Source organism: Streptomyces sp. NPDC127108 (assembly GCF_042677545.1).
GTDB lineage: Bacteria > Actinomycetota > Actinomycetes > Streptomycetales > Streptomycetaceae > Streptomyces.
On record NZ_JBHXTE010000044.1, the window covers coordinates 19,728 to 44,581 of the forward strand.

Sequence of the window (24,854 nt, forward strand, 5' to 3'; positions counted from 1 at the left end):
AGTGCCGTTCATTTCCGGCCAGGTAAAGGGAACGGAAAGTTTTCAGGAGCCATCTCTCCTCGGGGTTGAGGAGAACGGGCGGAGCGGCACCGTGCGGCAACAGCGTGGAGCGGTCATCGGCAGGGACGGCGCGGTCCGTGACGTAGTGGGGGTCCTGCGCGCCACCGGTGAAGCGGCCCGTGTTCTGCTGGTCACCGCAGAGGCAGGGATGGGCAAGACCGCGGTACTGGAGCAGGCGCGGCGTGCGGCAGCCCAGGACGGCGCCGCGGTGGTGAGGCTCGGCTGGGAAGACGAGGACTCCGAGGACACGGCCGACGCTTGCGTCCTCGACGCGGGCTGCGGCCTGACCGTCGAGGATCCCGACGGCTGCCTGCCGCCTCTCACGGCAGCCCGCCGAGCACAGTTGCGCGCCGCCGTGCGGGAGGGCTCGGCGAGCGCGCTGTCCGCCTTCTCCGAGGTACTGATGGAGGCATTCCGCCAGACCCCGTTCGCGCTGGTTGTCGACGGCGTCGAACGGATGCCGCAGCGCAGTGCCGATGCTTTGGCGCTGCTGCTGCGGGTCTTCCGCCCGCGAGGCGTACCCGTGGTGATGGCCGGGCGGCCGGGGCCTGCGGCGGAACCCGGCCGCGCCCGGCTGACGGCCGCGGCTGACCAGGTCCTCGAATTGCCCCCTCTGCAGCCTGCCGATGTCGCCACGCTCGTCGACGTCCACGTCACACGGCGGTTCGGCCTTCCGGCCGAATCCGCGTTGGCGGATGCCGTGTCGCGGGCGCTGGGCACGCTGGCGGGCAACCCCCGCGCCGTGTTGTCGGTGCTCGACGCGCTGGACGAGCAGGACCTGGTGGAACTCGACGGTCGGTTATGCCTCACGCTGCCGGACAAGCGGCTGCGCTTGACCACTGGGACGGCCGAGCTGCTCCGGTTCGGATGGCCCGACACGTCGGCGGACTCCGAGACCATCGAGGCGGCGATCGTCACCGCCTGTGTACTGGACCACGCCGAAGTGCATGTCGATGACGCGTTCACGATGATGCCGTCTGCCGGAGCCCGGTCCCTTGAGCACGCGCTGGACCACCTGATCAAGGACGGGATCCTGACCGTGGACCCGCAGGGCCGCCTGTCATTCGCCGTCCCGGCGCTCGCCGCGGCCTTGCGGACCCTGCCCATCCAGAGCGACGTGCAGGGCAACTCCGCTCGGTACGTCAAGCAGTTGGCGGACGAGCTCGGTGCCGAAGCCACCGGCCGCGGCTACCCGAGGCTGGCCGATCGCGTCGCAGCCTGCGGCCCGCGCCTGGACGATGCCCTCGCCGTGCCGCTGCTGCTGGCCGCAGCCCGCCAGGAGGCCAGGACCAACTGGCCCCGATCGGCCCGCGCTTACGCGGCCGCGCTTCACCGGCTCACACCACAGGACCAGCGCATCCGTGGTGTGCTCCACGAGGCCAGCAGCCTGAGTCTGCGGCACGGCGATCACGAAGGCCTCTTGGCGCTCGGTAAGCCGCTGCTTGCTCTCCTGGACCCACCGCATACCGAACACACCGAGGGCGTCGAGAAAGCGGCCGGCCTGTCGAGCGTTGCCGCCGCATGGGTGTGGGCAGCCCTTCACGAACACCGAGCCCCTTGCGCCGATAACGTCCACCGTCGCTTGGGTGAGGTCGCCGGCCGGTTTCCCGCCGCGGCCGGGCTTGCGGCACTCGGCGGCCTCTACGGCATCGGCCCGCTGTCAGCTCGGTCGACAGAGGCCTCACACCACATCCTGGACACCTCCGGTCCCGGACACCGCCGCATGCCGCTGCCCAAGCCCACCGAACTCCACCTGATGACCGCCGCGGTCGGCAGCCACACCGAACTGAGCCGCGCGCGGCAGCACATGCCCCCTGACGCCATCGACGACCACACCCTGGACCAGCTGCGCAGCGCCGCCGCATACGCGGACCTGGCCGGCGCTCTCGCAGCAGTCCTCGGCGACCGGTATGCCGCGGCACCCGAGGGCATCGCCGTCCAGTACCGGGGCATGGTGCGCGACTATCTGTCAGGGGATTGGGACGCCGCTCTGGCGGCCGCCCGCCGCATCGAGGTGCGTAGCCGCACCCACGCGGCGGTGGGCACCCCGCACCTGCCACGGGCGCTGGCCGCGGAGATCCACTGCACGCGCGGGGACGTCGCACGCGCCACAACGTGGCTCGACCTGGTCCCCGACACCCTCACTCATCCCCTGGCCGCCCGGGCGCGGCTGGCGGTCCGGTACAGGTCGGGCCGACGAGAGGAGGCGCTGGAGGAAGCCTGGCACGACGCTCGGCAGGCACGAAAGAACGGCCAGCTCGCCGGTGTCGAGCGACTGCTGCTGCGCATCCTGTCGTTCGCCGCCCACTCGGACCAGCCGTACACGGTCCAACAGGCCCTGGAGGAAGTGGAAACCCTGCACGGGGAGGCAGCCACCCCCATGACCCACGAGGCCCTCCTTCTCGCACGCGGCATCGCGCACCACGACGCGGACAGCGCGCTGACCGCCCACCGGTTGATCAAGCTCCGGGGCGACGTACACCTGAGCGTCATCTGCTGCCTGTGCCTGACACACGTCGCCGACGACCCCCGGCGCTGGCTGACCGAGGCCGTAGGCAACGCTCACACCCTCGGCCTGGGAGGCCCCTTCCGCACCGCAGTCACCCGTGCCGCGCAGCAGCGCAACATCCCCGTACCGAGACTCCGCCAAGGCCACCAGAAACTGACCGAACTCGACATCAGGCTGGTGCGCATGGTCACCGACGGCGCGAGCAACCGGCAGATCGCCGCCGAACTCGCCTGCAGCCCCAAGACGGTGGAACAGCGCCTGACACGACTGTTCCAGCGCACAGGCTCCCGCTCCCGGAGGGAACTCACCGCCGCCTGGCTCAACGGAAGCCTCACTCAGACCGCCTCCGGCCCCTCCAGCCTGGACGACCACCGAACCCTGTGGACACCAGCCCCTGCCCAGCAATCAGCACGACCCCGCGCAGAACCTCGGTCGTACGCGCCGACGGCGCAGTCAGCCGACTGGTTGCTCGGCCCCCGCCGCCACGATCAGCCGGGCAGCGTTGGTGACTGAGGAGTCCACGAAGAACTCGGCAATCGGGACTTGCACCGTAAACACACTCTTGAGGCGGGAAACGAGCCGCAGCGCGGCCAGGGAGTGGAAACCCAGCGCGAAGATGTCCGTCCGCAGGTCGATCGTCGGCACTTTGAGTACCGCACAGTAGATCTCCGCGACCCTGACTTCGAGTTCACTGCCCTGCGCCTCCTCGGGGACGGCACGCTCGCGGCTCTGCAGCGCGAGCAAGGCTGCTTGGTCGACCTTGCCATGCGAGGTGAGCGGGAACCGTTCAACCACTGAGATGTGAGCCGGAACCAGGTGTGGGGGAAGCTGGGTACGAACGTACGCCGCGACTGTTGCCTCGTCGGCGTACGCACCGATCAGGAACGCGATCAGCTCAAGCTCGGCCGCTGGATCAGCCTCGGTGCGCCGAGGCACGACCAGGCTGCGCTCCACGTCCGGATGGCCGTCGAGTACCGATTCGATCTCGGCGAGCTCGACCCGATGACCGCGCAGTTTGAGCTGACGGTCCACGCGGCCGAGAAATTCGAGGTCACCTTCGGCAGTCCAGCGGCCTTGGTCGCCGGTGCGATACATACGTGCGCCCGGCTCGGCCGCGAAGGGGTCCGCCAAGAAGCGCTCGGCGGTCTGCTCGGGCCGGTTGAGAAAGCCGTCGCAGACGCCGGGGCCGGCCAGGTAGATCTCCCCTGGCACGCCGCGTCCCACCGGTGCGAGCAAAGCGTCGAGCACGTAGACGGCGGCGTGCGGCATGGGTCGTCCGATCGGCAGCGCCTCGCGGTCGAAGTCGGCACCAGGCTGGTAGGTCGTGCTGGTCACCGCAGTTTCGGTGAGCCCATAGACATTGGTGAGCGGAATCCCGAAGTCCAACCAGCGCTGATAGACCTCGATCGGCGCGCGCTCGCCGCCGACCAGCACTCGCCGCATGGTTTGCGGAATGGGGACAACAGCCGGGTCGATCAGGCGCACTACTTCGATCCAGTAGGCGGTGGGGAGCTCACATATGGTGATCTCGCGCTCTCCGAGGAGGTGCAGCAGTTCCTCCGGGCCGGTCCGGCCGAGCGCGCCATCGAAGAAGACGACGCAGCCACCGGCCAGCCAGGTCGGGAAGAACTCCTCGACATGTACGTCGAAGGTCATCGCGGCGAGCTGCAGCATCCTGTCTTCCGGACCCAGATCGAACGTGTCCACCGCGGCACGGGTGAACGCGGTCAGGTTGGCATGGGTGACGAGGGTGCCCTTGGGCACTCCCGTCGAGCCGGAGGTGAACGGGACATACGCGACCTGACGTCCTGTCACGGCGATGTCCTCGAGATCCTCACCGCTCTGGGCCTCGATCGAGGAAGCAGCCGTCGGATCGTCGAGGGCGAGCACATGGTGGGCCCCGGCAAAGTCCTCGGCAAGGTCCGCGACCGTGAGCACCAGGCGGGGCGCGGTCTCGGCGAGGACGTGGGCCTTGCGGCTGCCGGGCGCGTCCGGCGCCACCGGAACGTAGGCCCCGCCCGCCTTCAGCACGGCGAGCACGGCGGACGGCCAGGCGGAGGCATGAGGCAAGGCGAGCGCCACCCGCTCGCCCGTGCGAAGACCCAGCTGACGCAGATGCCGCGCGAGCCGGTTGGCCTCGCTGTTGAGCTGTGCGTAACTGACTGGAGTACCGTCTTCACGCTCGATCGCCGGCGCATCCGGGCTCTGCCGGACCCGTCGCTCGAACAGCGCGTGCAGGGGGGCCAGCTCGTCCCCCGGCACAGGCCGGCCGGTGAGCTCCCGATCGGGCGTGGCGTCGGTCGACGTGCGAAGCGCCCCCAGCGGGAACTCGGGGTGGGACACGGCCTCGCCGAGCAGCGCCAGGTAGCTCTCGGCGATTGCCTCGATGGCGCCCGGGTCGAACAGCTCACGGTCGTATTCGAACTGAAGGCTCAGCTCCCCCAGCGCGTCAACAGCGCCGAGACCGAGACGGAGCCGGGCCCCGCCATTGGACAACTCGTACAGCTCCGTCACCACGCAGCCCGGCAGCGTGGCCTCGAACTCCGTGGACTGCTCGAAGGAGTACGCCGTCTGGAAGAGCGGGGTCTCATGCGAGGTGCGTTTGGAGTCGACCCGTTTGACAAGCTCGGTGAAAGGCGCGTCTTGCGAAGAGAGCGCGTCGAAAGTACTCAGCTGGAGTTCGCGGACCAGCGAGGCGAAGGGCACGTCCGCGTCCAGCCGCAGTCGCAACGGCATGGTGTTGGCGAACAGCCCGATGAGCGACTGGTACTCGGGCCGGGTCCGGCCGGCCAGAGGCGTTCCGATCAGCAGGTCGTCCTGACGGGTGTAGCGGGCCAGCAGCACGCCCCAGACACCGCCGAGCATCGCGAACGGCGTGACCCCGAGCCGCTTGGCGCAGGCGTAGGCATCGGCCCGAAGCCGCTCTGGCACCACTGTCGTGAACTCGTCCCCCCGGTACTCCCGGGACGCTCCTGAACTGTGATCGACCGGCAGTGCAAGGGTCGTCGCCGCACCCGCCAGTTCCCGAGCCCACGCGTCGAGCGCGTCGCCGTACCCGCCGTCCTCGGTGATGCGCCGCTGTTCGGCCGCGAAGTCGCGGTACTGCAGGGTGAGGTCAGGCAGATCGGGCTCATCGCCCGCGTGCCATGCGGAGTAGAGCGCGGCGAACTCGGTCCAGAACAGCCGCAGCGACCAACCGTCCGCAACGATGTGGTGCATGTTGAGGAAGAACGCGTAGGCGTCATCCTCAAGACGTAGCGCAGCAGCCCGCAGCAGCGGGCCGTGCACGAGGTCGAAGGGCTCGCGAGCGGCGGTCTCGACGAACACACGCCACTCGTCGGGCCGGGAGCGAAAGTCGAACACAGGCAGCGCGAAGGGCTGCGGCGGATCTGTGACGAGGTACAGCTCACCGTTCTCCTCGCTCACCCGGGAGCGCAGCACCTCATGCCGGCGCACGATCTCGGTCACGCAGCGCGCGGCGAGTTCCGTGTCCAACGCGCCACGCAGACGGATCACCATGGGTATTCCGTAAACGCTGCGGTCCGGGGCGAGTTGTTCGGCAATCCAGATCTGCTCCTGCAGGAAGGAGATCCTCTCGGTCTGTCGGTTGCCCATGGGTGCTCCGATCGGGTGCGTGGCCTTCGGAGTAGTGGTTGACTCGGTCATCGTGATCCGCTCTTCCTGACAGTCGGCTAGTAACCGAGTTCCCGGTCGACCAGGCCGATCGGCTCGAGGCCGTTCGCCAGTCGACGAATGTTGCGCCGGACCAGGTCGACGAAGGGTCCGAGTGCGTGGTCCAGATCGCCCGCGCAGTGCGCGGTGATCACACAGGTGGGAAGGGACCACAGCGGGTGCTCCGGAGGAAGCGGCTCGGGGTCGGTGACGTCCAGGCCGGCGCCGGCGATCCACCCGGAGGCCAGCGCACGAACGAGGTCATCTGTGATGACAAGCCCGCCGCGCGCCACGTTCACCAGGCACGCGTCCCGACGCATGGACCTGAGTCTGACTGCGTCGATCAGCCCGGCCGTGTCCGCGGTCAGCGGCGCCGCGAGGAAGACCACACGGGCCTCGGGCAGCCATTCGTCGAGGCGATCGGGCGTGCCGACCTCGGCGCCCGCTATCGGGGCGCCGCCGCGGCACACCACCTTGGGGCGGACCCTGAACGGGCGCAGCAGTGCGAGCAGTGCCCGGGCGACCCCGCCGCCGCCCACCACAAGGACCTCGGCGTTCGTCAGCCCGATGGCGGGGCGCGGCAGCCACGCGCCGGCCCTCACGGAGGCAGTGCCCTGACGCAGCACGGTCAGCGCGAGCATGAGGGCGTGTTCAGCCACCAGCTCGGACTGGACGCCCACGGCCCGGCTCCAGCGGATCCGCTGATCCATGAGCGGCAGGTAGCTCTCGACGCCGGCGCTCGCCAGTTGAACCCAGCGCACCGACGGCGCGCGCTCCAGTGCGGCTGCCAGCACCGAGGGCTGCTCGCCGGTCCAGATCACGCCCTCGGCCCGGGCCGGCGGAACCAGTCGAACGCCTGAAGCATGCAGCGCTGTCATGAGATCGGCGGGCGCCGGTTCCGGAAGCACTGCCACTGGAAGGTCGGGAAGCATGGTCACCAGCCACTGCCCGGCTTGCCCACCGCCGCGACGTCCGCCTTCGCGTCGGCCAGCGCTGCCACTCCACGCACCGAATACGCGTCGAAGACCTCGCGGAAACCGAGGCTGATGCCCACGTGTTGGTGGATCCAGCCGATCAGCCGCAACATGAACAGCGAGTCCCCACCCAGGTCGAGCAGGTTGTCGAGCACACCGATCTCGTCGAGTCCCAGCAGCTCCGCCGCGGCGGCGGCGACGCGCCGCTCGGTTTCACCTGTCGGCGGCACGAACTCGGTGGGCAGGTCGGGCCGACGCCTCAGCGGCTGCGGAAGCATCGCGTGGTCGATTTTCCGATGCGTCGTCAGCGGAAAATCGTCCAGCCGGATCAGCGCTGAAGGGATCAGATACGCCGGGAGTTCGTCGGCGAGGAAGGAACGCAGTTCACCGCTGCTCACCGTGTCCCGGTCAGCGGTCACGTAGCCGATCAGACGCTGCTCACCCGACGCGTCTCGACCAGTCGTGACCAGGGCTTGACGCACCGCTGGGTGCCGGTCGAGCGCAGCCTCGATCTCGCCTGGTTCGACGCGATATCCACGCACCTTGACTTGCTGGTCGCCGCGTCCGAGGAATTGCAGCCGACCGTCGGGAAGACGGCGTACCCGATCGCCGGTGCGGTACAACCTGGCCCCCGGAATCCCCGAGTAGCGGTCGGCGACGAACTTCTCCGCGGTGACGTCGGGTCTGCCCAGGTAACCGCGTGCCAGCGAGTCACCGCCGATGAGCAGTTCGCCCTCGGCATCCGGGGGAACGAGTTCGAGCCGCTCGTCGACGACGAACATCCGGGTTCCGGCGATGGCATCGCCCATGGACAACACCCCGTCCTCGGGTGTTTGTCCGGGCGGCACGCTCCAGTACGACGCGGTCGCGGTGGTCTCGGTCGGCCCGTAGACGTGCACCAGCGGAAGGCGGAAGCGGTTCCACTGCTGGACGGCTTCGGGCAGGGCGCGGTCTCCTCCCATGACGACCAGGCGCAGCGACGGGGGCGGTGCCCCGCCGGTGTCCACGAGGTGGCGAACCAGCAGGTGCCAGTGCGCGGTCTGCATCTCAAGGAGCGTGATGTCGTGCGCGGTGAGGAAGTCGAGCAGTGCCTCCACCGGGGAGAGCGCGACCCGGTCGGCCGGGAACACGCTCGTCCCGCCCTGTACGAGTGGGGGGAACAGCTCCTCGAGTGAGGCGGAGAACGCGGCGGCGGCCAGCATCAGGTAGCGATCACGCGGCCCCATGCCGAACTCGGCACTCGCGGCGGCGGCGAGATTCGCCAGGCCGAGATGGGTGATCATGACGCCTTTGGGCGCTCCGGTGGAACCTGAGGTGTAGATGACGCAGGCCAGGTCGTCCGGCGCGGCTGTGGGGGCGCCCGGACGAGGAGGCAAGCGCTCCCGGTCCGGCACAAGTGTCGTGACGGGCAAGCTGGTTGGCTTCTCCTGCGCCCCGTCTACGATGAGAATCTTGATGCCGGAGTCCGCCGCGAGGAAACTCTTGCGCTGGTCGGGGTAGTCCGGGTCGATGGGCACGTAGGCCGCTCTCGCACGCAGCACGCCGAGAATCGCGACAAGCAGGTCGACGGAGTGACGCATCATCACGCCGACGCGATCGCCGGGAAGCACTCCCGCCTCCGCCAGGCGCACCGCCATGTGCTCGGCTTCGGCGTTGAGTTCAGCGTAGGTCAGCGCCCGCTGTGCATCCTCGGTGGCGCAAGCGAGCGGCGTCGCCTTTGAGTGCTGCTCAAGCAGGTGCGGGATGAGCTTCGGCGCGTCGTTCCGCGCTGATTGAACGTCGGCGTTCACGCAGCGGACTCCTCAGGGTTGGGCGACGTCGACGTCAAAGAGCCTGCGGCGGCGTCAACCTGCTCTGCCATCAGCTTCACAACGGGTGTGACACCACTGCCCGGCAGCACCGGGGCGCCGAGGGCTGCGAACCCGGTCTCAAGCGCGGCCAGCGCGGTAACCAGGTCGAGCGGGTCGGCGTGGCCGCAGTGACCGATACGTACCACTTGGTCGGCCAGTTCTCCGTTGCCGGTGGTCAGCTGGACGCCTGTGTGCTCGACCACCGCGTCGACGAGAAGCTGCGCGCCTATTCCGGGCGGTGTGAACGCGGCCGTCACGATGCCGTTGCGCGCCGCTTCCGGGGTCAGCAGCCGCAGTCCGAGGCCGCGCAGGCCCGCTCTGGCCATCCGGCCCAGCTCCGAATGCCGCCGGTGGCGCCGCTCCATGCCTTCGGCGAGTACCTGTTCGAGCGCCGCGGACAACTGGAGCAGCACGCCGACCGCCGGCGTCCAGGGGGTACGCGGGATGGAGTGGTTCAGGCTGTCACGCGTGATCGTCCAGTCGAAGTAGTACCGCAGATGCCTGGCCTTGGCGTGCCGGCGCCAGGCGCGCTCACTGACCGAGACGAAAGAGACCCCTGGCGGCGCCATCAGCGCCTTCTGCGTCCCGCCGACCACGACGTCCAACCCCCACGCGTCGGCCTGCATTTCGCAGCCGCCGGCCCCGGAGGCCGAGTCCACTATCGTCAGCACACCGCGGGTCGCGCGCCCGAAGGCCTCAAGGTCGGTGACGACGCCTGTGGAGGTCTCGCAGTGTACGGCGATCGCCGCGACGATCTGCGGGTCGGCCGCCAGGCAGGCTTCGACAGCTGCAGGGTCCGGCTCGCAACCCCACGCGACGTCGAGCACGACGGTTTCCAGGCCATAAGCGCGGCATAGCTCCACCCAGCGCCTTCCAAAGGCACCGTTGTCCACCACGAGTACCTTTTCCCCTGGACTGAAGAGATTTTGCACCGCGCTCTCGAACGCACCGGTGGTGCTTGACGAGAAGATCAGCACGTCCCCCGCGGTACCGAGCACCTGCCTGAGCCCGTCGATGATGCGTGTGAATACGCGTGCGAAGTCCTCGGTGCGCTCGTCGACCATGGGATGCGTCGCCGCCGCGATGACCGCGGGCGGCAGCGGGGTCGGGCCGGGTATGGCCAATCTGTCCTTATAGATCATCTTCCTGATTCCTCCGTGCCGCAGTGGTCGGGCTTCGTCAAAGGCTCGTCTGCAGTCGAGTACCGCTCAGCGGACCGACGCCTCACTGCCGCCGTCCGGCACACGCGGTTCGACGGCGCTCCCGCGGAGCCCGGCATCGTCCGGCTCGTCCTGCACCTGTAGCTCTGGTTGCTCGACCCTGGTCACGGCAAGGGCGAACAGTGCCGTGCCCACCACCGCGACCACAGCACAGCCCACCAGCACCGGGCGCAGGCCGAACAGGATGCCCAGGGGACCGGCTACGGCGAAGCCGACCGGCTGGGCGATCTCCGAGGCCATCAGATCGAAGGCGGCCACCCGGCCGAGTACCGAGCTCGGTACGGCTCGCTGCATGAGGGTCTGGAAGAACACTCCTTGCAGGCCGATCGCGCAGCCGGAGAGCACTGCGGCACCCGCCACCACCACCGTCGGCACGCCAGAGCCGAGGGCCAGCGCTTCGAAGACGATCAGCGGTGGCAGCCACGCTATGAAGACCACCGGTTGCTTCGGCTTGATCCGCCCGGCGGTGAACTGCGCGCAGACCACGCCGATGGTCATGCAGGTGCCGATGACACCCCAAGCTGCGGGACCGCCCAGATGGGTGTCGGCCACCAACGGGCCGAGGACCGCGAGGGGAGCCAGCAGGACCAGCGAGAACAACGTCCACTGCAAGGTGAGCAGCCATAGCCAGCGGCGCATGCGAAACTCACGCCATCCTTGCTTCAGCTGCGTGAGCGTCCCGCCATTGAGATCCGGCTCGGCATTGCCCCCAGCGGGGATCCTGGCGAATACGAGACAAAGAGTGACGAAAGCCATCAGCACGCTCTCCACCAGGAAAGCGGCTCCCGAACCATACGCCGCCACGACCACTCCTGCCGACGCAGGGGCCACCGTCCAAGCCAGCGAGGAAAAAGTGCCCATCAACGCATTGGCCTCGCCCAGGTCATCTCTCGCAACGACGTCCGGCATGATCGCTGTGCTGGCCGGACCGAACAGCGCCTCAGCGCCGCCGTATACGACTGCCACAGCGAAGAACCAACCGAGGGTCGCAGTATGCGTGAGTAGTCCTATCGCCAAGATCGCCGCCGCGACCAGACGTACGATCGACGAAACGATGAGCAACGCGGCACGCGGAAAGCGGTCCGCCGCGACGCCGGCAAACAGCGACAGGGCGAGCGAAACCGCCGCCTGAACTCCGAGGACAAGGCCGAGGTCACTCGCAGAATCAGTGGTGTGGAGGACAGCGAAGCTCAACGCGACCGGCAGGAAGCCGTTGGCCATGCTGGAGCCCAGCCGGGCGGCCAACAAGCAGGCGAAGTGTCGGTCAGTCAGCAGCCTTCTGCGTTTGCCTCGGCGTCCTGGTTCGCCGGAGACCTCTACATCGCTCATTGCGCCTCTTTCCGCGCGTGCTGGTTTCAGGTCCCGGCACGAGGGCTAGGTGATGGTTTATTTGGGTCCGGTCGGGCGGCGGTGCCACACCGAGGGGCCCTCAAGAGGTTGTCGCCTCGACCAGGGACTTGGGCCGCATGTCCGTCCAGCTCCGTTTCACGTACTCCAGGCAGTCCTCTCGCCCAGCTTCGCCGTGTACTACGGTCCAGCCCTTGGGCACGGTGATGGCGGCGGGCCACAACGAGTGCTGCCCCTCAGCATTGACCAGCACCAGATACACGCCGTCTTGGTCCTCGAATGGATTCGCCATCGCTTTCACTCCCCTAAGCAAGTTGTCATCATCCGTCAGCGGCCGCACAGTTCGATATGCGAGCCGAATTCATGTGTGCAGGTCCGTGCATCCGGGTCCGCGACAAGAGCGGCCAGCATCCGCCGGTAACCGTCGGCCACGCGCTGTGCGGTCTCCCGTTCGAACAGGTCGAGCTGGTACTCCAGGACCGCATCCATCCCAGCCGGCTCCTTGTCCGGGCCGAAGTTCTCCCGAAGGCTCAACGCCAGGTCGAACATGGAGTTGCCGGCGTCGATTTCCAATGGCACGTCGGTCAATCCGTCGAACTTGATCCCGGCGTCGGTGTCGTTCTCCACGGTGAACATGACCTGGAAAAGCGGGTGACGGGTCCGCGAGCGGGCCGGATTGAGTTCCCTGACCAGGTGATCGAAGGGGATGTCCTGGTTTTCGTAGGCATCAAGGGCGACGGCCTGGACCCGCTTGACCAGGTCTCGCAGACTCGGGTCGCCGGAGACGTCGACGCGGAACACCAGCATATTGACGAAGTACCCGACGAGATCGGTCAGCGCATCATCCACGCGGCCGGCCACGGGTGAGCCGATCGGAATGTCGGTGCCCACACCGAGCTTGCTCAGCAGCGCCGCAAATCCGGCCTGCAACACCATGAACATGGTCGCATTCTCGGTGCGGGCGACGTCGGCCAGTGCCGTATGCAGATCGGCGTCGAGGGTGAACTCGATCGTGTCCCCGGCGAAGTCGGACATCGGTTGGCGCGGGTGATCCACCGGCAACCGCAGCTCCTGGGGTATGCCGTCGAGCACCGAACGCCAGTGCGTGAGCTGTCTCGACGCCAGGCTGTCCGGGTCCTCCTCGCGGCCCAGCAACCGCCTCTGCCAGAGTGCGTAGTCACCGTACTGGACAGGCAGCGGCGGCATGTTCGGCTCGGCACCACGGCGCCGCGCCGCGTAGGCCCGGGCGAGGTCTCGGGTGAGCGGCCCCAACGACCAGCCATCGCTGATGATGTGGTGCATCGACATGAGCAGCACGTGCTCCTGCGGCCCCAGTGCGAACAGCCATGCCCGAATGGGCAGGTCGCGTACAAGGTCGAACGGACGTTCCGAGGCCTCGTGCATCGCCTGATGCACCTCTTCCTCGGCAAGCTCCTTGTACTCCAGCCTCACCGCGCATTCTGAGATATCCAGAACAACCTGATGCGGCTCGCCCTCACCGTCCCGGATTACCGTGCGAAGCGATTCATGTCGCTGCACGACGTCTCGCAATGCCTCCTCCAGGGCTGTTCTGTCCAACTGCCCCGTCAGCCGCGAAGCGAGCTGCATGGTGTACATCGAACTGCCCGGATTCATCTGATGGATGAACCACAGTCCGAGCTGCCCGAACGACAGAGGGATCATGACTGGTCCCACATAATGTCGGCGGTACGGGAGGATCGGATGTGGCTGATGGCGCTATGCCGTTGATGACGGCTTGACACAATCATTGAGATCCCTATTGCTCTGTGCGGGCCCATCCGACCACGCGGAATTCATCCGGTGCCCGCCGTGGGTCAGCGGACCGTCGGGAGGAGTGCCGGCCGGGTGATGACGGCGATCTGACCAGAGTCGATCCGCGCCGCGAGCAACGCCGCGGTAGGCGCCTGGAACAGGGTCTTGATACCGATCTCCACGCCCATGACACTGCGGATCCGGCTCAGCAGACGCACCGCGTGCAGAGACTGGCCGCCGAGTGCGAAGAAGCTCTCGTCCACGCCGACCGCAGAGAGGTCCAGCACCTCGCCGATCAGCTTGCACAGTTGCTGCTCGCGCGCGGTGCCAGGCCTGCGATCGGTGACAGATGTACGACCATCCGGAGCAGGCAGGTTACGCCGGTCCACCTTGCCGTTCGTGGTCAACGGCAGGTTCCGCAAGCGCACCACGGCAGACGGGAGCATGTAACCGGGCAACTGTGACGCGGCGTGGGCGAGGATCTCCTCGTCGGGCACCTGGGCCACTACGTAGGCGACGACTTGCCGCAGCCCCGGCCTGTCTTCGCGTACCACGACGGCGGCCTGTTCCACACCTGGATGCGCTGCGATCACGTTCTCGATCTCGCCGAGCTCGATCCGGAAGCCGCTCATCTTGACCTGGTCGTCCCGGCGCCCGACGAACTCGAGATTCCCGTCGTCACGCCAGCGGGCCCGATCTCCGGTGCGATACATCCGCCCCCCGGCCGGACCGAAGGGACAGGCGACGAAGCCGGCCGCAGTGAGGTCGGGTCGGCTGAGATATCCGCGGGCCAGCCCAGCGCCGCCGAGGTACAGCTCGCCCGCCACGCCCACCGGCAGCGGTCGCAGGCTCTCGTCCAGGACGAAGATCTGGGTGCCGGCGATCGGCCGGCCGATCGGTGGCGGCTCGTTCCCCTCGTTCCTCGTCAGCGGGCCGATCAGCGTTGCGCACACCGTGGCCTCGGTGGGCCCGTAAGCGTTGAACACACTGCAACGCCCGGACCAGCGTGCGGCGAGGTCGGCGGTCAGGCTTTCCCCGGCGACCACGATGGTCAGGTCCGCGGGCAGATCTTCGTCAGGGGAAAGCGAGGCGAGTACCGAGGGCGGCAGGGTTACGTGCGTCACGGCCTCTCGGACAAGCAGCGCTTCGAACGAACCCCCGACGAAGTCGTGCAGACCCGGGACGAACACCGCCGTGGCGCCGCTGAGCAGGGCCATACAGAGCTCCGAGACGGAGGCGTCGAAACTTGGACTGGCGAATTGCAGGACCCTGCTGTCGGCCCGTACGCCGAATGCCTCGATCTGCGCGCCGGAGAGCCCGGCAAGGCCCTCGTGCGTGACCGTCACGCCCTTCGGTGTCCCGGTCGAACCGGAGGTGTAAATGACGTATGACGGGTGCGCGAGGGTGAGTGGGTGCGACCGCTGTGCGTCGGAGAGGTTCGACGCGTCCGCGTCCGCGTCACGCCCGGTCTGCTGTTCGTCGAGGACCAGGATCGGCGTCGTCCAGGGCTGGGCCGTGGCGCCGACGGCATCGGTCAGCAGCAGGGCGGGACGCGCGTCGCCGACGATGTACTCGATCCGCTTGGTCGGATAGGCCGGGTCGAGCGGTAGGAACGCGGCACCCGCCTTGCTGATCGCGAGGATGGCCAGGACGAGGAGCGGGCCGCTGGGCAACGCGACCCCCACCAGCTTCTCGGGTCCCATTCCGCGGGCGATCAGAGCTCTGGCAAGCCGATTGGCCCGCTCGTTGAGTTGTCGGTAGCTCCACCGCAATTCGCCGCAGGAGACCGCGCACGCGTCGGGGCGCCGCGCGACTTGGGCCTCGAAGAGCGAGGGGAGGACGACGGGATCGTATGATGCGCCGTCTCCGCTCTGCTGCGTCACCAGCAGAGCGTGCTCCTCCTTCGAGGCCAGTGGAATCTCGCACAGCGGTCGGTTCGGCGAGCGGACCGCGTTGTCGAGGAAGGTGGTGTAGTGCGATGCGATGCGGCGGATCGTCTCCGGCGTGAACAGGCCGGTCGCGTACTCGATTTCCGCTTCGAGTCGGCCGTCCCGCTCGACGACCTCGATGCTCAGGTCGAGTTTGGTGGCGGTGCGCGGTGGTGGTGCGGCGCCCTCGATCGTCAGTCCCGCGACGTGTATGGACTCCTCAAGCTCCTCGTCGTAGCTGAACGCCGTCTGGAACAGCGGATTGCGGCTCGGGTCGCGTGGCGGACGAAGTCGCTCGATGACCTTCTCGATCGGCGCTTCCTGATGGGCGAGACCCTCGACGGAAGCCAGGCGTGTCTGGTTGACCAGGCCGTGGAAGGTCTGATCTCGCTCCGGGCGTACCCGGAGGGCCAAGGTATTCACGAACATCCCGATCATGTCCTCGGTGCCCGGCTCGATCCGACCGGCCATGGGGGTGCCCACCAGCAGGTCCTCTTGGCCTGCGTAGCGGCCGAGAACGGCAGCCCAGCCGGCGAGCATGAGCGCATAGGGGGTGACGCTCCAGCGGCGGGCCGCCGCCGTGAGTTCGACGCGCAGCGAGGCCGGCAATGTGAAGAAGTGGCTGGCGCCATGGGAGCTCATGTGTGAGGGACGGCGGTAATCGGTGGGCAGTTCAAGTGCGAAGGACGCGTCCTTGAGCTGGGTGCACCAGTGCTCGACCTGACTGTCCAACAGGCCCTCGTCGAGAGAGCGAAGTTGCGCGACGGCGTACTGCCCGTAGGCGAAGGGCAGCACGGGGAGCTCGGGTGTGCGGCCCTCGGCCCCGGCGGCAAGAAGCTCGGCAAGCTCCTGGACCAACACGCCGGCCGAGACTCCGTCGAAGACCAGGTGATGTATGTCCACCAGCAGGCGGTGATCCGCGGGACCGAGGCGGTACAAGCCGAACCGCACGAGCGGCCCGTGCAAGAGGTCGAACGGAGCTGCCGTCGCGGCACTCACCCGCTCGGTCATCTCCTGCTCCGAGGCCACATCCTGTGGATCGAGCCCTATGGGGCGCGCAGGGACGACGACGAACCGGGGCGAGCCGGACGCGATGGACACCACAGAGTGCAGCACCTCGTGGCGTTCGACGATATGGGTCAGGGCCATCTCGAGCAGCCCGAGGTCCAGCTCGCCGCGCAGGGCGAACACAACCGGGGTCCCGTAGTGCGAGCCCCCATCGGCGAGCTGCTCGGAGACCCAGATCCGCTCCTGTGCCAGGGAAAGGGGGAAACCCCTGTCAACGCGGCGGTCCTGGCTGTCTTTCGGTTGCATCGCAGAGTCTTGGGTAGTCGACACCGACGTCTCCCAGTCGTTTCCGGGTAGGGTCCGTCCGGCCGCGGGGGCCGAGGCGCTGTAGGTCGTCAATAGATCACTCGCGCGTCGTGGCTGATCCTGCGATCGCGCGACTTCCGCAGGTCGCGCGCCACGTTCAGCCTCTTGAGCCAGCGGTCCGTGCCGTCGAAGCGGGCAGTGAACGGCACCCTGCCGTGCACGATCTTGTAGTTGTCCAGGAAGAGCAGTTCACCCGGTTCGAGCACGTAATCCCGTATGTTGCGATCGACCTCCGCGGCGATGGCCTGCATTGCGCGGGCGCTGTCCGGGACGGCGTATGCGTCCTCCATGAAGAACGGATCGATGCGTAGATAGGGCGCTTCGCGGTCGCCGAAGAGGATGGCGACTCGGTCGGGCGTGCCGTCCTTGGCCATGATCCATTCGTAGCTGCGCGAGAGCAGCTCGCGTTCGCGCGTCGACATCTCCCGGTTGTCCTCGTCGTGGTGCGGCAGATGCGAGCGGTCGGGCTTGATCGGGTACTGCTCCTGACAGAGCAGGTCCCTGATCTCATCAGTGAGTTCGAGGTCGTCGACCGAGGCGAATGTCGTTGCCACCCGGTCGTGGTTGCGTAGACAGGCCAGGCCGAGGTAGTCGGCCCGCAGGGGGTGGAAGGCCTCCTCGGTGTGCCAGGTCAGCAGTTCTTCGCTGCCCGAGCCGAGCTGCTCCTTCTCATGTCCCTGGATCGGGAAGATGTCGTGCATGATCCGGCCGTCCTGCTGCGTCGCCCAGGCGATGGGGTCGCCCAGCAGGGACGCGCAGAGCATGAAGTACACCTCCACGGGGAGCGTGGACGCCCGGCCGACGTGGGTACGCCAGTGCTCGGGAGTGGGCCCGATACCGACGTCGTCGATCCGGAAGCCGCGGATGGACAGCGCGCCACCGGAGGCCTCCAGGCGGAACGCGTTCAACTCGGCCCGCAGCCGCTGCGGCAGCTCGTGTGCGTATACCGCGCACTGCCGGACGAACTCCGGGTCACTGACCGAGTGGAACTTCGCCGTGACCGAAGCGAGTACTTCGTTGACTGACTTTAGCTCGATGTCCGAGAGTTCAATTCTCTGCATAGTCGTCAGGGTTCCTTTCCGCCTCACGGTTGGGGACTCGCGGCGAACTCAGCGCTCAAAAGGTCCAGGCCTGTGCTCAGTTGGCTGCGATCGCCGCCGAAACCGAGCCGGACGCGGCGCGGATGGTCGAATGCCTGGCCGGGGACAAGCAGCGTGTTGCTGGTCTCTCCCAGCCGACGGCAAAGCTCCGTCGTGTCCCGCCACGGGCTCAATTGCGGGAACGCTGTCACTCCGCCGAGGGGCAGCGGGAGGTCGACACGATCCTCGTGCCGCGCGGCCCAGTCGGCCAACAGGCGTCGGTTGGCCTTGGCGTTCTCCAGCCTGGGAGCGATGAAGACGTCTGCGCGCTGTACGACGCGCAGCGCAATGAACTCGACCAGCGGAGAGAGGCTGAGGGTGATGCGGTCGCGCAGGTTGGTCATCGCCCGCAACATCTCCGGGTCCGCCATGCACCACCCGAAACGCATGCCGGGTAGACCAAAAGCCTTTGAAAAGGTTCCGATCGACACAGTGCGCGGATAGGTCAGTCCGGGGTCCGGCAGCGGTGCTTCATCGTAGACCAGGTCCGTGAAAGCGCCGTCCCACAGGAGATAGGCGCCAACGTTGTCAGCAATCTCAAGCAGGCGACGGAAACCAGCAAGGTCGAGTGTCGCGCCGGTCGGGTTGTGCGGAAAGTTGACCACAATAACCTTTGTGCGCGCAGTGACGATCCTCGCAAGTTCCTCCACGTCAGGCCGGAATTTGTCCTCCTCGCGCAGCCGCCAGCGCAGAACTTCGCACCCCATGGACTCTGCGACGGATACATGCGAGTGGTAGGCCGGGTGCAGTGCGACGACTTGGTCACCCGGCTCAAGGAGGGTCTGGAGCGCGACGTAGATGGCCTCGCTGCCGCCGTGCGTGGTCATCACCCTGCGCGCGTCACCGTCCCCCCAGCGCGAGGCGATGGCCTCGCGCAGGTCGTCCCGGCCCAGGCACGGACTGTCCCGGAAGACGATCTCGTCCACATCACCGGGCTCGATGCCGGCGAGTTGTCGCACCTGTCCGAGCGAATAGTCAAGAACCCCACTCGAGCCCATGTCTATCGCAGCGTCATGATAGTGATCGCGCATCCAGTCTTCGAGTAATGCCCCATCAAAATTCATCGTTCTCCAGAACCTTGTCCTCGCGACCCGAGAACCGCGACCCCATACAGAGATCACAACAGGTAAGTAGATTCAGTTCGACAGAGATGCTGATCTCGCGTTTCTGGTCCAATGACTGTGATTCCTCAAACTCCCAGACCGAGGGCGTGAGGTCTTCCGTGGAGCAACGTATGTCCTCTCCGATATGGGCAGTTGACAGATATTGCCCGCTACGGGATCTGCGTTGCTGCCCATGCGTCGATGAGTCGGGTGCCCCATCTGCCGATATCCGACATCGAGGAAGAAGAGGGCCTCCGTGGCGTGGCGAGCGGCACGCTCCAGACACCACCGGCCTTCAAGTGGTGTTGCAGGTCAGGGCGGTTCGAGTGTGAGGCATGTTCCGGCGAGGCATCCCACGACGATGTCGGGCCAGTACTGGATCGGTGCCGTGGTGCGGATTGAGAGTCGGCGTACTGGGAGCAATAACGATGCGACAAAGAGCAACGTGGGCCAACTGTTCTCACTGGGGGCGTCATACATTCCCACGTTGAAGGCGTCGGACTTCGAAGACCCAGAATGGACTGTTGTCGATCGTTGCCCGATATTTGATCAATATTGCTGCGTCATCTGCCGTCGTCGATTCGGCTGTTAGGCTTGCGGACCGCGATGCCGAGCAAACTCCGTGACAGCGAAGGTGATTTCCTTGGTGGACAAGCGGGCAGGGTTCGACTATGACAGCCATGACCCGGCGATAGCGGTGGATCCGTTTCCGACCTATGCGAAACTCCGCGAATCCTGCCCGGTGCAGTGGAGCCGCGCCTGGGACGGCTATTGGGTCACGACCGGCCACCGTGAGGTCTCCTCGGCGGCCCGCGCTGCCCGGACCTTCCAAACCGCGCAGGACAGGGCGGACGGTACGGTGCAGGGTGTGACCATTCCCTCACTCGGGCAGAGCAACCGGATGATACCGCTGGAACTCGACTCGCCGGAGTGCCTGAAGTACCGCAAGCTGATCTCCGTTTTCTATTCCCCGAAGCGGGTCGCTGCGCGCGCCGGCGAAATCCGGCAGTTGGCGGCGGCTTGTATCGACGAGGTGATCGAGCGCGGCGAGTGTGACATCGTTCTGGCGATGACCGAGAAGCTGCCCAGCATTCTGACCATGCGGGACATCGGACTGCCGGAGGAGCGGTGGTTCGACATCGACTCCCTGCTCTACCGGGCGCTTTTCGCCGCTCCGCACGATCCGTCGACAGCCCGCGAATGCGCGCAACTGATCTGCCTGGAGCTGGTCGAAGCACTCGACGCGCAACGGGACGGCGACAAGCGGGGGCTGCTCGGGCACCTGGCGACCAGTGAGGTGGACGGAGCACCGGTACCGGACGATGACATCGTCTCGATGATGTATTTGCTGCTGCTCGGCATCCATCCGACGTCAAGCCTGACCGCGATCGCGCTCCGTACCCTCGCTCAGCAACCCGATCTGCGGTCCCGGCTGATGTCCGACCGTTCGATGATCCGCACCGCCGTGGACGAGTTCCTGCGGTGGGTCTCGCCCGTTCAAAGCACGGGCCGGATTGCCGCCGAGGACGTCGAACTCGGCGGGCAGCGCATCGCCCGGGGCGAGCAGGTGCTGCTCGGGTGGGCCGCGGCGAACCGCGACGATTCCGTCTTCCCGCACTCGGACCGGATCGACCTGAACCGCGACGCCGGCCGCCACCTCGCTTTCGGTGCCGGCCAGCACTATTGCGTGGGCGCGGCCATGGTGCGCGAGATGTTCACGGCGATGTTGGAGGAGGTGTTCGACCGGATACCGGACTACACCGTCGCCGATGACGCGGCGATCGAATGGTTTCCGGATCTGACCCCCGTATACGGGATCAAGGCTCTGCCGATACGGTTCACGCCCGGCCGATAAGCCGGGCGTCGTTCATGACCGAGGAGTCGGCCAGGAGGTCGACGATCGGGATCTCCGTCGCGAAGGCACTGTTCAGCCCTTCAGGATCTGCAGCAGCCGGGCGCCACCCCGGCCGACGAGCAGCACCCCGGCCATCTCCACCCGGTGCTGCAGCAACTGACTGCGGCGCTGTTGACTCGCTGTCCAGGCGACCTTGACAGTGGAGGTCAGCTCCGACTGAGCGTTCAGGGCGCCCATTCAAGCAGGCGTTTCGCGCGGTAGAAGAGGTGTCCAGCTTGGCGGGGACGCCGATGGTGGCGACGTGCGGCAGGATCAACTGGTAGAGCCGCGCCATCTCCTCGGACATGCCCGGGCTCTCCGGCCGCGCCTCGGTCACCAGTTGCACTCCGGTCCAGGCACCCACGCCCAGCCGTGCGATCTCCGCGTGGACCGCGTGCGGCAGCAGCTCGCCGCGCTCCTCGGCCTCCCCCGGTCTCTCTTGCCCTGCCTGAACATCGAACCGTCGACCATGGACCCACCGAAGTTTCGGTATGGCACCAAGCCCTCCGGCCGTCCCGGGGGCTGTGCTGCGGGACGCGGAGCCGGGGACAGGGGATGATCCCGGCTCCGCGTCCTGGACGGCACGTCAGTGGTTGACGTGGCCGCCGTCCATGGGGCGCCCCGCTGTCATCAGGTGCTTCAGGTCCCGGGCGTACTTGGCGACGAGGTCGCGCGTCAGGCTCGGGATCTCTCCGTGCCCGGGGATGGCGCCGGCCCGGACGGCGGCGCGGAACCGGTCGGAGGGGATGACGGATCCGGGTACCGGGTCCTCGGGCTCCTTGAAGCCGTGCCGGACGGGCAGCGCCGCGTACTGCCGCTGTGCCTCGGGCAGGGCGCGCATCGCCGCCTCGAACCGCAGGTACCACTCGGCGTAGTCGTCCACCCGCTCGATGGCGTGGCCGTCCTGGGCGAGCCAGTCGACGATGGCGTCGAGGGAGACGCCGTCGTCGTGGGGGTTCACGAGGCTGAACGTCCGGTATCCGGAAGGGGCTTCAGAGGTGCCGTGCCCCCCTAGCGCCACCACGGCGGTGGCGGTGAAGTCGACCGGCAGGCCGTCGTAGTGGGCGCGTTCGCCGTCCGCACGGTAGAAGCTGCGCGGCGCGATCCCGGTGGCGAGCACGCTGAACAGAAGGCGGCTGAACACGTCGGTGACGTTGAGCTGTCCGCCGTACCGGCTGTGCGCGAGGACCATGCTGGACCGGATGGTCGTGACGGGCAGTCCGCACAGGTCGTGCGCCTCCCGCAGCAGCACTTCGCCGGCCCATTTACTGGTCGCGTACCCGTTGGCGTAGCCACCGTCGACGTTCAGGGCCGGTATGGCGACGCGGACGTCGGTGTCCTCGTCGAGGGCCGGCCTGCAGGAGTCGGCGACCCCGACGCTGGAGATGTAGGTGATCGGCTTCGCCCGGCGGGTGAGGGCAAGGCGGACGAGTTCGGCGGTGCCGACGACGTTGGCCTCGAAGAGGTGCGGGTACGGCAGGAGGTGGTTCACCAGCGCACCGGCGTGGACGATCAGGTCGACCTCGTCGGCCAGCCGGTCCCAGGCCGCCTCGTCCAGGCCGAGCCGTGGTTCCGCCATGTCACCCGCCACGACCTCGAGATGGGCCGCGGCCAGTTCCTCGTACGTCCGCACCAGGTCCGGGTCGCCGCTGTCGAAGGCCGCGTCCAGCCGCTGCCGGGCCGCGGCGGCGTCCTCGCCGCGCACCAGGGCGATCAGTCGGCCGCCGACCGGCGCCAGGGTGCGCAGCCATTCCAGGGCGAGGAAGCGGCCGAGGTAGCCGTTCGCGCCGGTCAGCAGCACGGTGCGCGGCTCTCGCTCGGCACGGGGCAGCGCGGGGGCGTCGGCGAGGAGGTGTGCGTCGAGGAACTTGTCGAGGGTGAGGTCCTTCGCGTGGACCTCGGTCACGCCCTCGCCGTGCACCGAGGCGAAGGTGGGCCGCCGCACGGCCGTGACTCGGTGAGCAGCGCGCCCGGCGCCCTCGCCGTCTTCCTTGATCTCGACGATGCGGGTCGTCATCTCCTTGAGCGTGACCGGTTCCAGGAACAGCTCGATCGGTACGTCGATGTCCAGCTCGTCGCGGAGCCGTCCGGCCAGATGCACGGACGTCAGCGAGTCGCCGCCCGCCTCGAGGTACGTCTTCTCCAGACCTGCGGGCCCGTCGAGATCCAGTGCCTCGATCACGAACTCGGCGACCCTGGGCTCCAGTTCGCTCCCCAGTGCGGGCGCCGCGCTCTCGGCCGGCGTCTCAGCGGCCGGGCCGCGCAGCGTCAGGGCGCCGTAGCTCTCGCCCGCGAACGGGTACGACGGGAGCCGTACCCGGCGCACCTCGCCGTCGAGCGTCGGCCAGGTCACCTCCTCGCCGCGCAGCCACGCCTCCCCCGACGGGTCCCGCGCCGGATCCGGGTGGCCCTCGGCCAGTGCCATGAGCTTGTCCGACGCCTCCTGCACGCCGGCGGCGACCACGTAGGCACGCACGGGCATCCCGACCCGGCCGGTGCGCAGGGTGTGCGCGACATCGGCGAGGGCAGGGGCGTCGGCCTCTCGCAGACGTGCCGCCAACCGCGACGCCACGAGAGCGAGTTGATGCTCGGTGCGGGCCGACAGCGGCAGGACCGTCGGGCGGGCGTCGGCCTTCGCGCGCGGCTCGTGTGCCGGTGCCTCCTGCACCACCGCGTGCACGTTCGTGCCGCCCATGCCGACCGACGTCACGCCGGCCAGCCGGGGCAGGTCCGGCCTGCGCGGCCAGTGACGGGTCTCGGTCACCAGCCTCAGCGGCGAGTCCTGCAGGGCGGCGACCGGGCTCGTGACGTTCACCGTCGGGGCCAGGGTGGCGTGCTCCAGCATCAGGACCGTCTTGATCAGCGCCGCCACACCGGCCGCCGCGTCGGCGTGCCCGATGTTCGACTTCACCGAACCGAGCGCGATGCCGACGCCGCTGTCGAGGCCGGCTCGGGCGGTGAACGCCGCGCTCGCCGCCTCCAGTTCGATCCGGTCGCCCAGCTCGGTCCCGGTCCCGTGCGCCTCCAGGTACTGCGCCGCCGACGGCTCAAGACCCGCCGCCGTCCACGCCTCGGTGATCGCGGCCGTCTGCCGGCCCACGCCCGGAGCGGTGAAGCCGATCTTGCCGGCTCCGTCGTTGGTGACGGCCGTGCCCCGGATCACCGCGCGCACCGGGTCGCCGTCGGCGAGCGCGTCTTCCAGCCGCCGCAGCACCAGCACGCCCACCCCGCTGCCCGGCACCGTGCCGGCCGCCTTCTCGTCGAAGGGGCGGCAGCGGCCGTCGGGGGAGGAGGTCCCGCCCTGGTAGTAGACGTAGCCCTCCTTGCGCGTGGTGCCGATGCCGACGCCGCCCGCGAGCGCGGTGTCGCACTCGCCGAGCAGCAGGGCCTGGACGGCAAGATGGACCGCCGTCAGTGAGGTCGAGCAGGCCGTCTGGACCATCATGCTCGGCCCGTCCAGGCCCAGCCGGTAGGAGATCCAGGGCGCCAGGAACTCGCGGTCGGTGAGGATGCGCGTCTGGAGCGCGCCGATCGACGCGGCGAGCGCCGGGTCCGTCTCGGCGGCCAGTGCGTGGTCCGTCGAGCTGCCGCCCATGTAGACGCCGGTGCGGGACGGTGCGTTCAGTGGGGCGTACCCGGCGTCCTCCAGCGCCGACCAGGCGGTCTCCAGGAGCACCCGGTGCTGCGGGTCCAGGGCGGCCGCTTCGGTGCGGTTGAAGCCGAAGAGCTCGGCCTCGAAGCGGTCCGCGTCAGCGAGACGCCCCTGCACCGGGACGAACGCGGGATTGCGGAGCTCGGCCGGGTCCGCCCCGTCGGCGAGCAGTTCCTTCTCGGTGTACTCGGACAGCGAGCAGACGCCGTCGCGCAGGTTGGCCCAGTAGGCGTCGAGGTCGGGGGCGCCGGGGAAGCGTCCGCTCATCCCCACGACGGCCACCGTTTCCTCAAGGTCGTGCTGTGCGGCTTCCTCGGTCGTCATCGCGTCGTGCCCTTCCTGGAACGGAGATTGTGCGG

At 68.0% G+C, this 24,854-nt stretch carries 14 protein-coding genes; 2 read left to right on the forward strand and 12 right to left on the reverse strand.

Going from position 1 to position 24,854, the window contains the following annotated elements; translation table 11 throughout:
* Position 1: 1 nt before the first annotated feature.
* Positions 2-3,082, forward strand: a complete 3,081-nt coding sequence (locus tag ACFVHO_RS31100) for an AAA family ATPase (protein WP_385721868.1) — start codon at positions 2-4, stop codon at positions 3,080-3,082.
* On the opposite strand, the gene ACFVHO_RS31105 is transcribed toward ACFVHO_RS31100, so the two are convergent.
* From ACFVHO_RS31105 to vioD, 10 genes are all read right to left on the reverse strand, one after another.
* Positions 3,023-6,184, reverse strand: coding sequence for an amino acid adenylation domain-containing protein (locus tag ACFVHO_RS31105; protein ID WP_385721870.1), 3,162 nt, complete (start codon positions 6,182-6,184; stop codon positions 3,023-3,025). The genes ACFVHO_RS31100 and ACFVHO_RS31105 overlap by 60 nt on opposite strands.
* 77 nt (positions 6,185-6,261) lie before the next feature.
* Positions 6,262-7,173 (reverse strand): NAD(P)-dependent oxidoreductase, encoded by a 912-nt coding sequence (locus tag ACFVHO_RS31110; RefSeq protein WP_385722001.1) that lies wholly within the window; start codon positions 7,171-7,173, stop codon positions 6,262-6,264.
* 2 nt (positions 7,174-7,175) lie between these two features.
* Complete coding sequence (locus tag ACFVHO_RS31115) at positions 7,176-9,005, reverse strand: non-ribosomal peptide synthetase (protein WP_385721873.1); 1,830 nt, start codon at positions 9,003-9,005, stop codon at positions 7,176-7,178.
* Entirely contained in the window at positions 9,002-10,207 is a 1,206-nt protein-coding gene (locus tag ACFVHO_RS31120) for a pyridoxal-phosphate-dependent aminotransferase family protein (protein ID WP_385721875.1), read from the reverse strand. The genes ACFVHO_RS31115 and ACFVHO_RS31120 overlap by 4 nt, the downstream gene beginning before the upstream one ends.
* A 66-nt stretch (positions 10,208-10,273) precedes the next feature.
* Positions 10,274-11,614, reverse strand: a complete 1,341-nt coding sequence (locus ACFVHO_RS31125) for an MFS transporter (protein WP_385721878.1) — start codon at positions 11,612-11,614, stop codon at positions 10,274-10,276.
* Between the two features lie 100 nt (positions 11,615-11,714).
* Positions 11,715-11,924 carry an MbtH family protein gene (locus ACFVHO_RS31130; RefSeq protein WP_385721881.1) on the reverse strand — a complete coding sequence of 70 codons (210 nt, stop codon included), beginning with the start codon at positions 11,922-11,924 and terminating at the stop codon, positions 11,715-11,717.
* A 35-nt stretch (positions 11,925-11,959) separates the two neighbouring features.
* Positions 11,960-13,315: a condensation domain-containing protein gene (locus ACFVHO_RS31135; protein WP_385721884.1), complete on the reverse strand. Its 1,356-nt coding sequence runs from the start codon at positions 13,313-13,315 to the stop codon at positions 11,960-11,962.
* A gap of 152 nt (positions 13,316-13,467) precedes the next feature.
* Positions 13,468-16,647 (reverse strand): amino acid adenylation domain-containing protein, encoded by a 3,180-nt coding sequence (locus tag ACFVHO_RS31140; RefSeq protein ID WP_385721886.1) that lies wholly within the window; start codon positions 16,645-16,647, stop codon positions 13,468-13,470.
* Between the two features lie 89 nt (positions 16,648-16,736).
* Positions 16,737-17,768, reverse strand: coding sequence for a guanitoxin biosynthesis L-enduracididine beta-hydroxylase GntD (gntD, locus tag ACFVHO_RS31145; RefSeq protein ID WP_385721889.1), 1,032 nt, complete (start codon positions 17,766-17,768; stop codon positions 16,737-16,739).
* 23 nt (positions 17,769-17,791) lie between these two features.
* Complete coding sequence (vioD, locus tag ACFVHO_RS31150) at positions 17,792-18,910, reverse strand: capreomycidine synthase (RefSeq protein WP_385721891.1); 1,119 nt, start codon at positions 18,908-18,910, stop codon at positions 17,792-17,794.
* Between the two features lie 661 nt (positions 18,911-19,571).
* Here vioD and ACFVHO_RS31155 point away from each other — a divergent pair.
* Positions 19,572-20,804: a cytochrome P450 gene (locus tag ACFVHO_RS31155; protein ID WP_385721894.1), complete on the forward strand. Its 1,233-nt coding sequence runs from the start codon at positions 19,572-19,574 to the stop codon at positions 20,802-20,804.
* Between the two features lie 72 nt (positions 20,805-20,876).
* Here the strand turns inward: ACFVHO_RS31155 and ACFVHO_RS31160 are convergent, their stop codons facing one another.
* A complete protein-coding gene (locus ACFVHO_RS31160) occupies positions 20,877-21,041 on the reverse strand; it encodes a hypothetical protein (protein ID WP_385721895.1) in 165 nt (54 codons plus the stop codon).
* A gap of 388 nt (positions 21,042-21,429) precedes the next feature.
* On the reverse strand, positions 21,430-24,819 hold the full coding sequence (locus tag ACFVHO_RS31165; protein ID WP_385721898.1) for a thioester reductase domain-containing protein: 3,390 nt from the start codon (positions 24,817-24,819) through the stop codon (positions 21,430-21,432).
* Between the last annotated feature and the right edge of the window lie 35 nt (positions 24,820-24,854).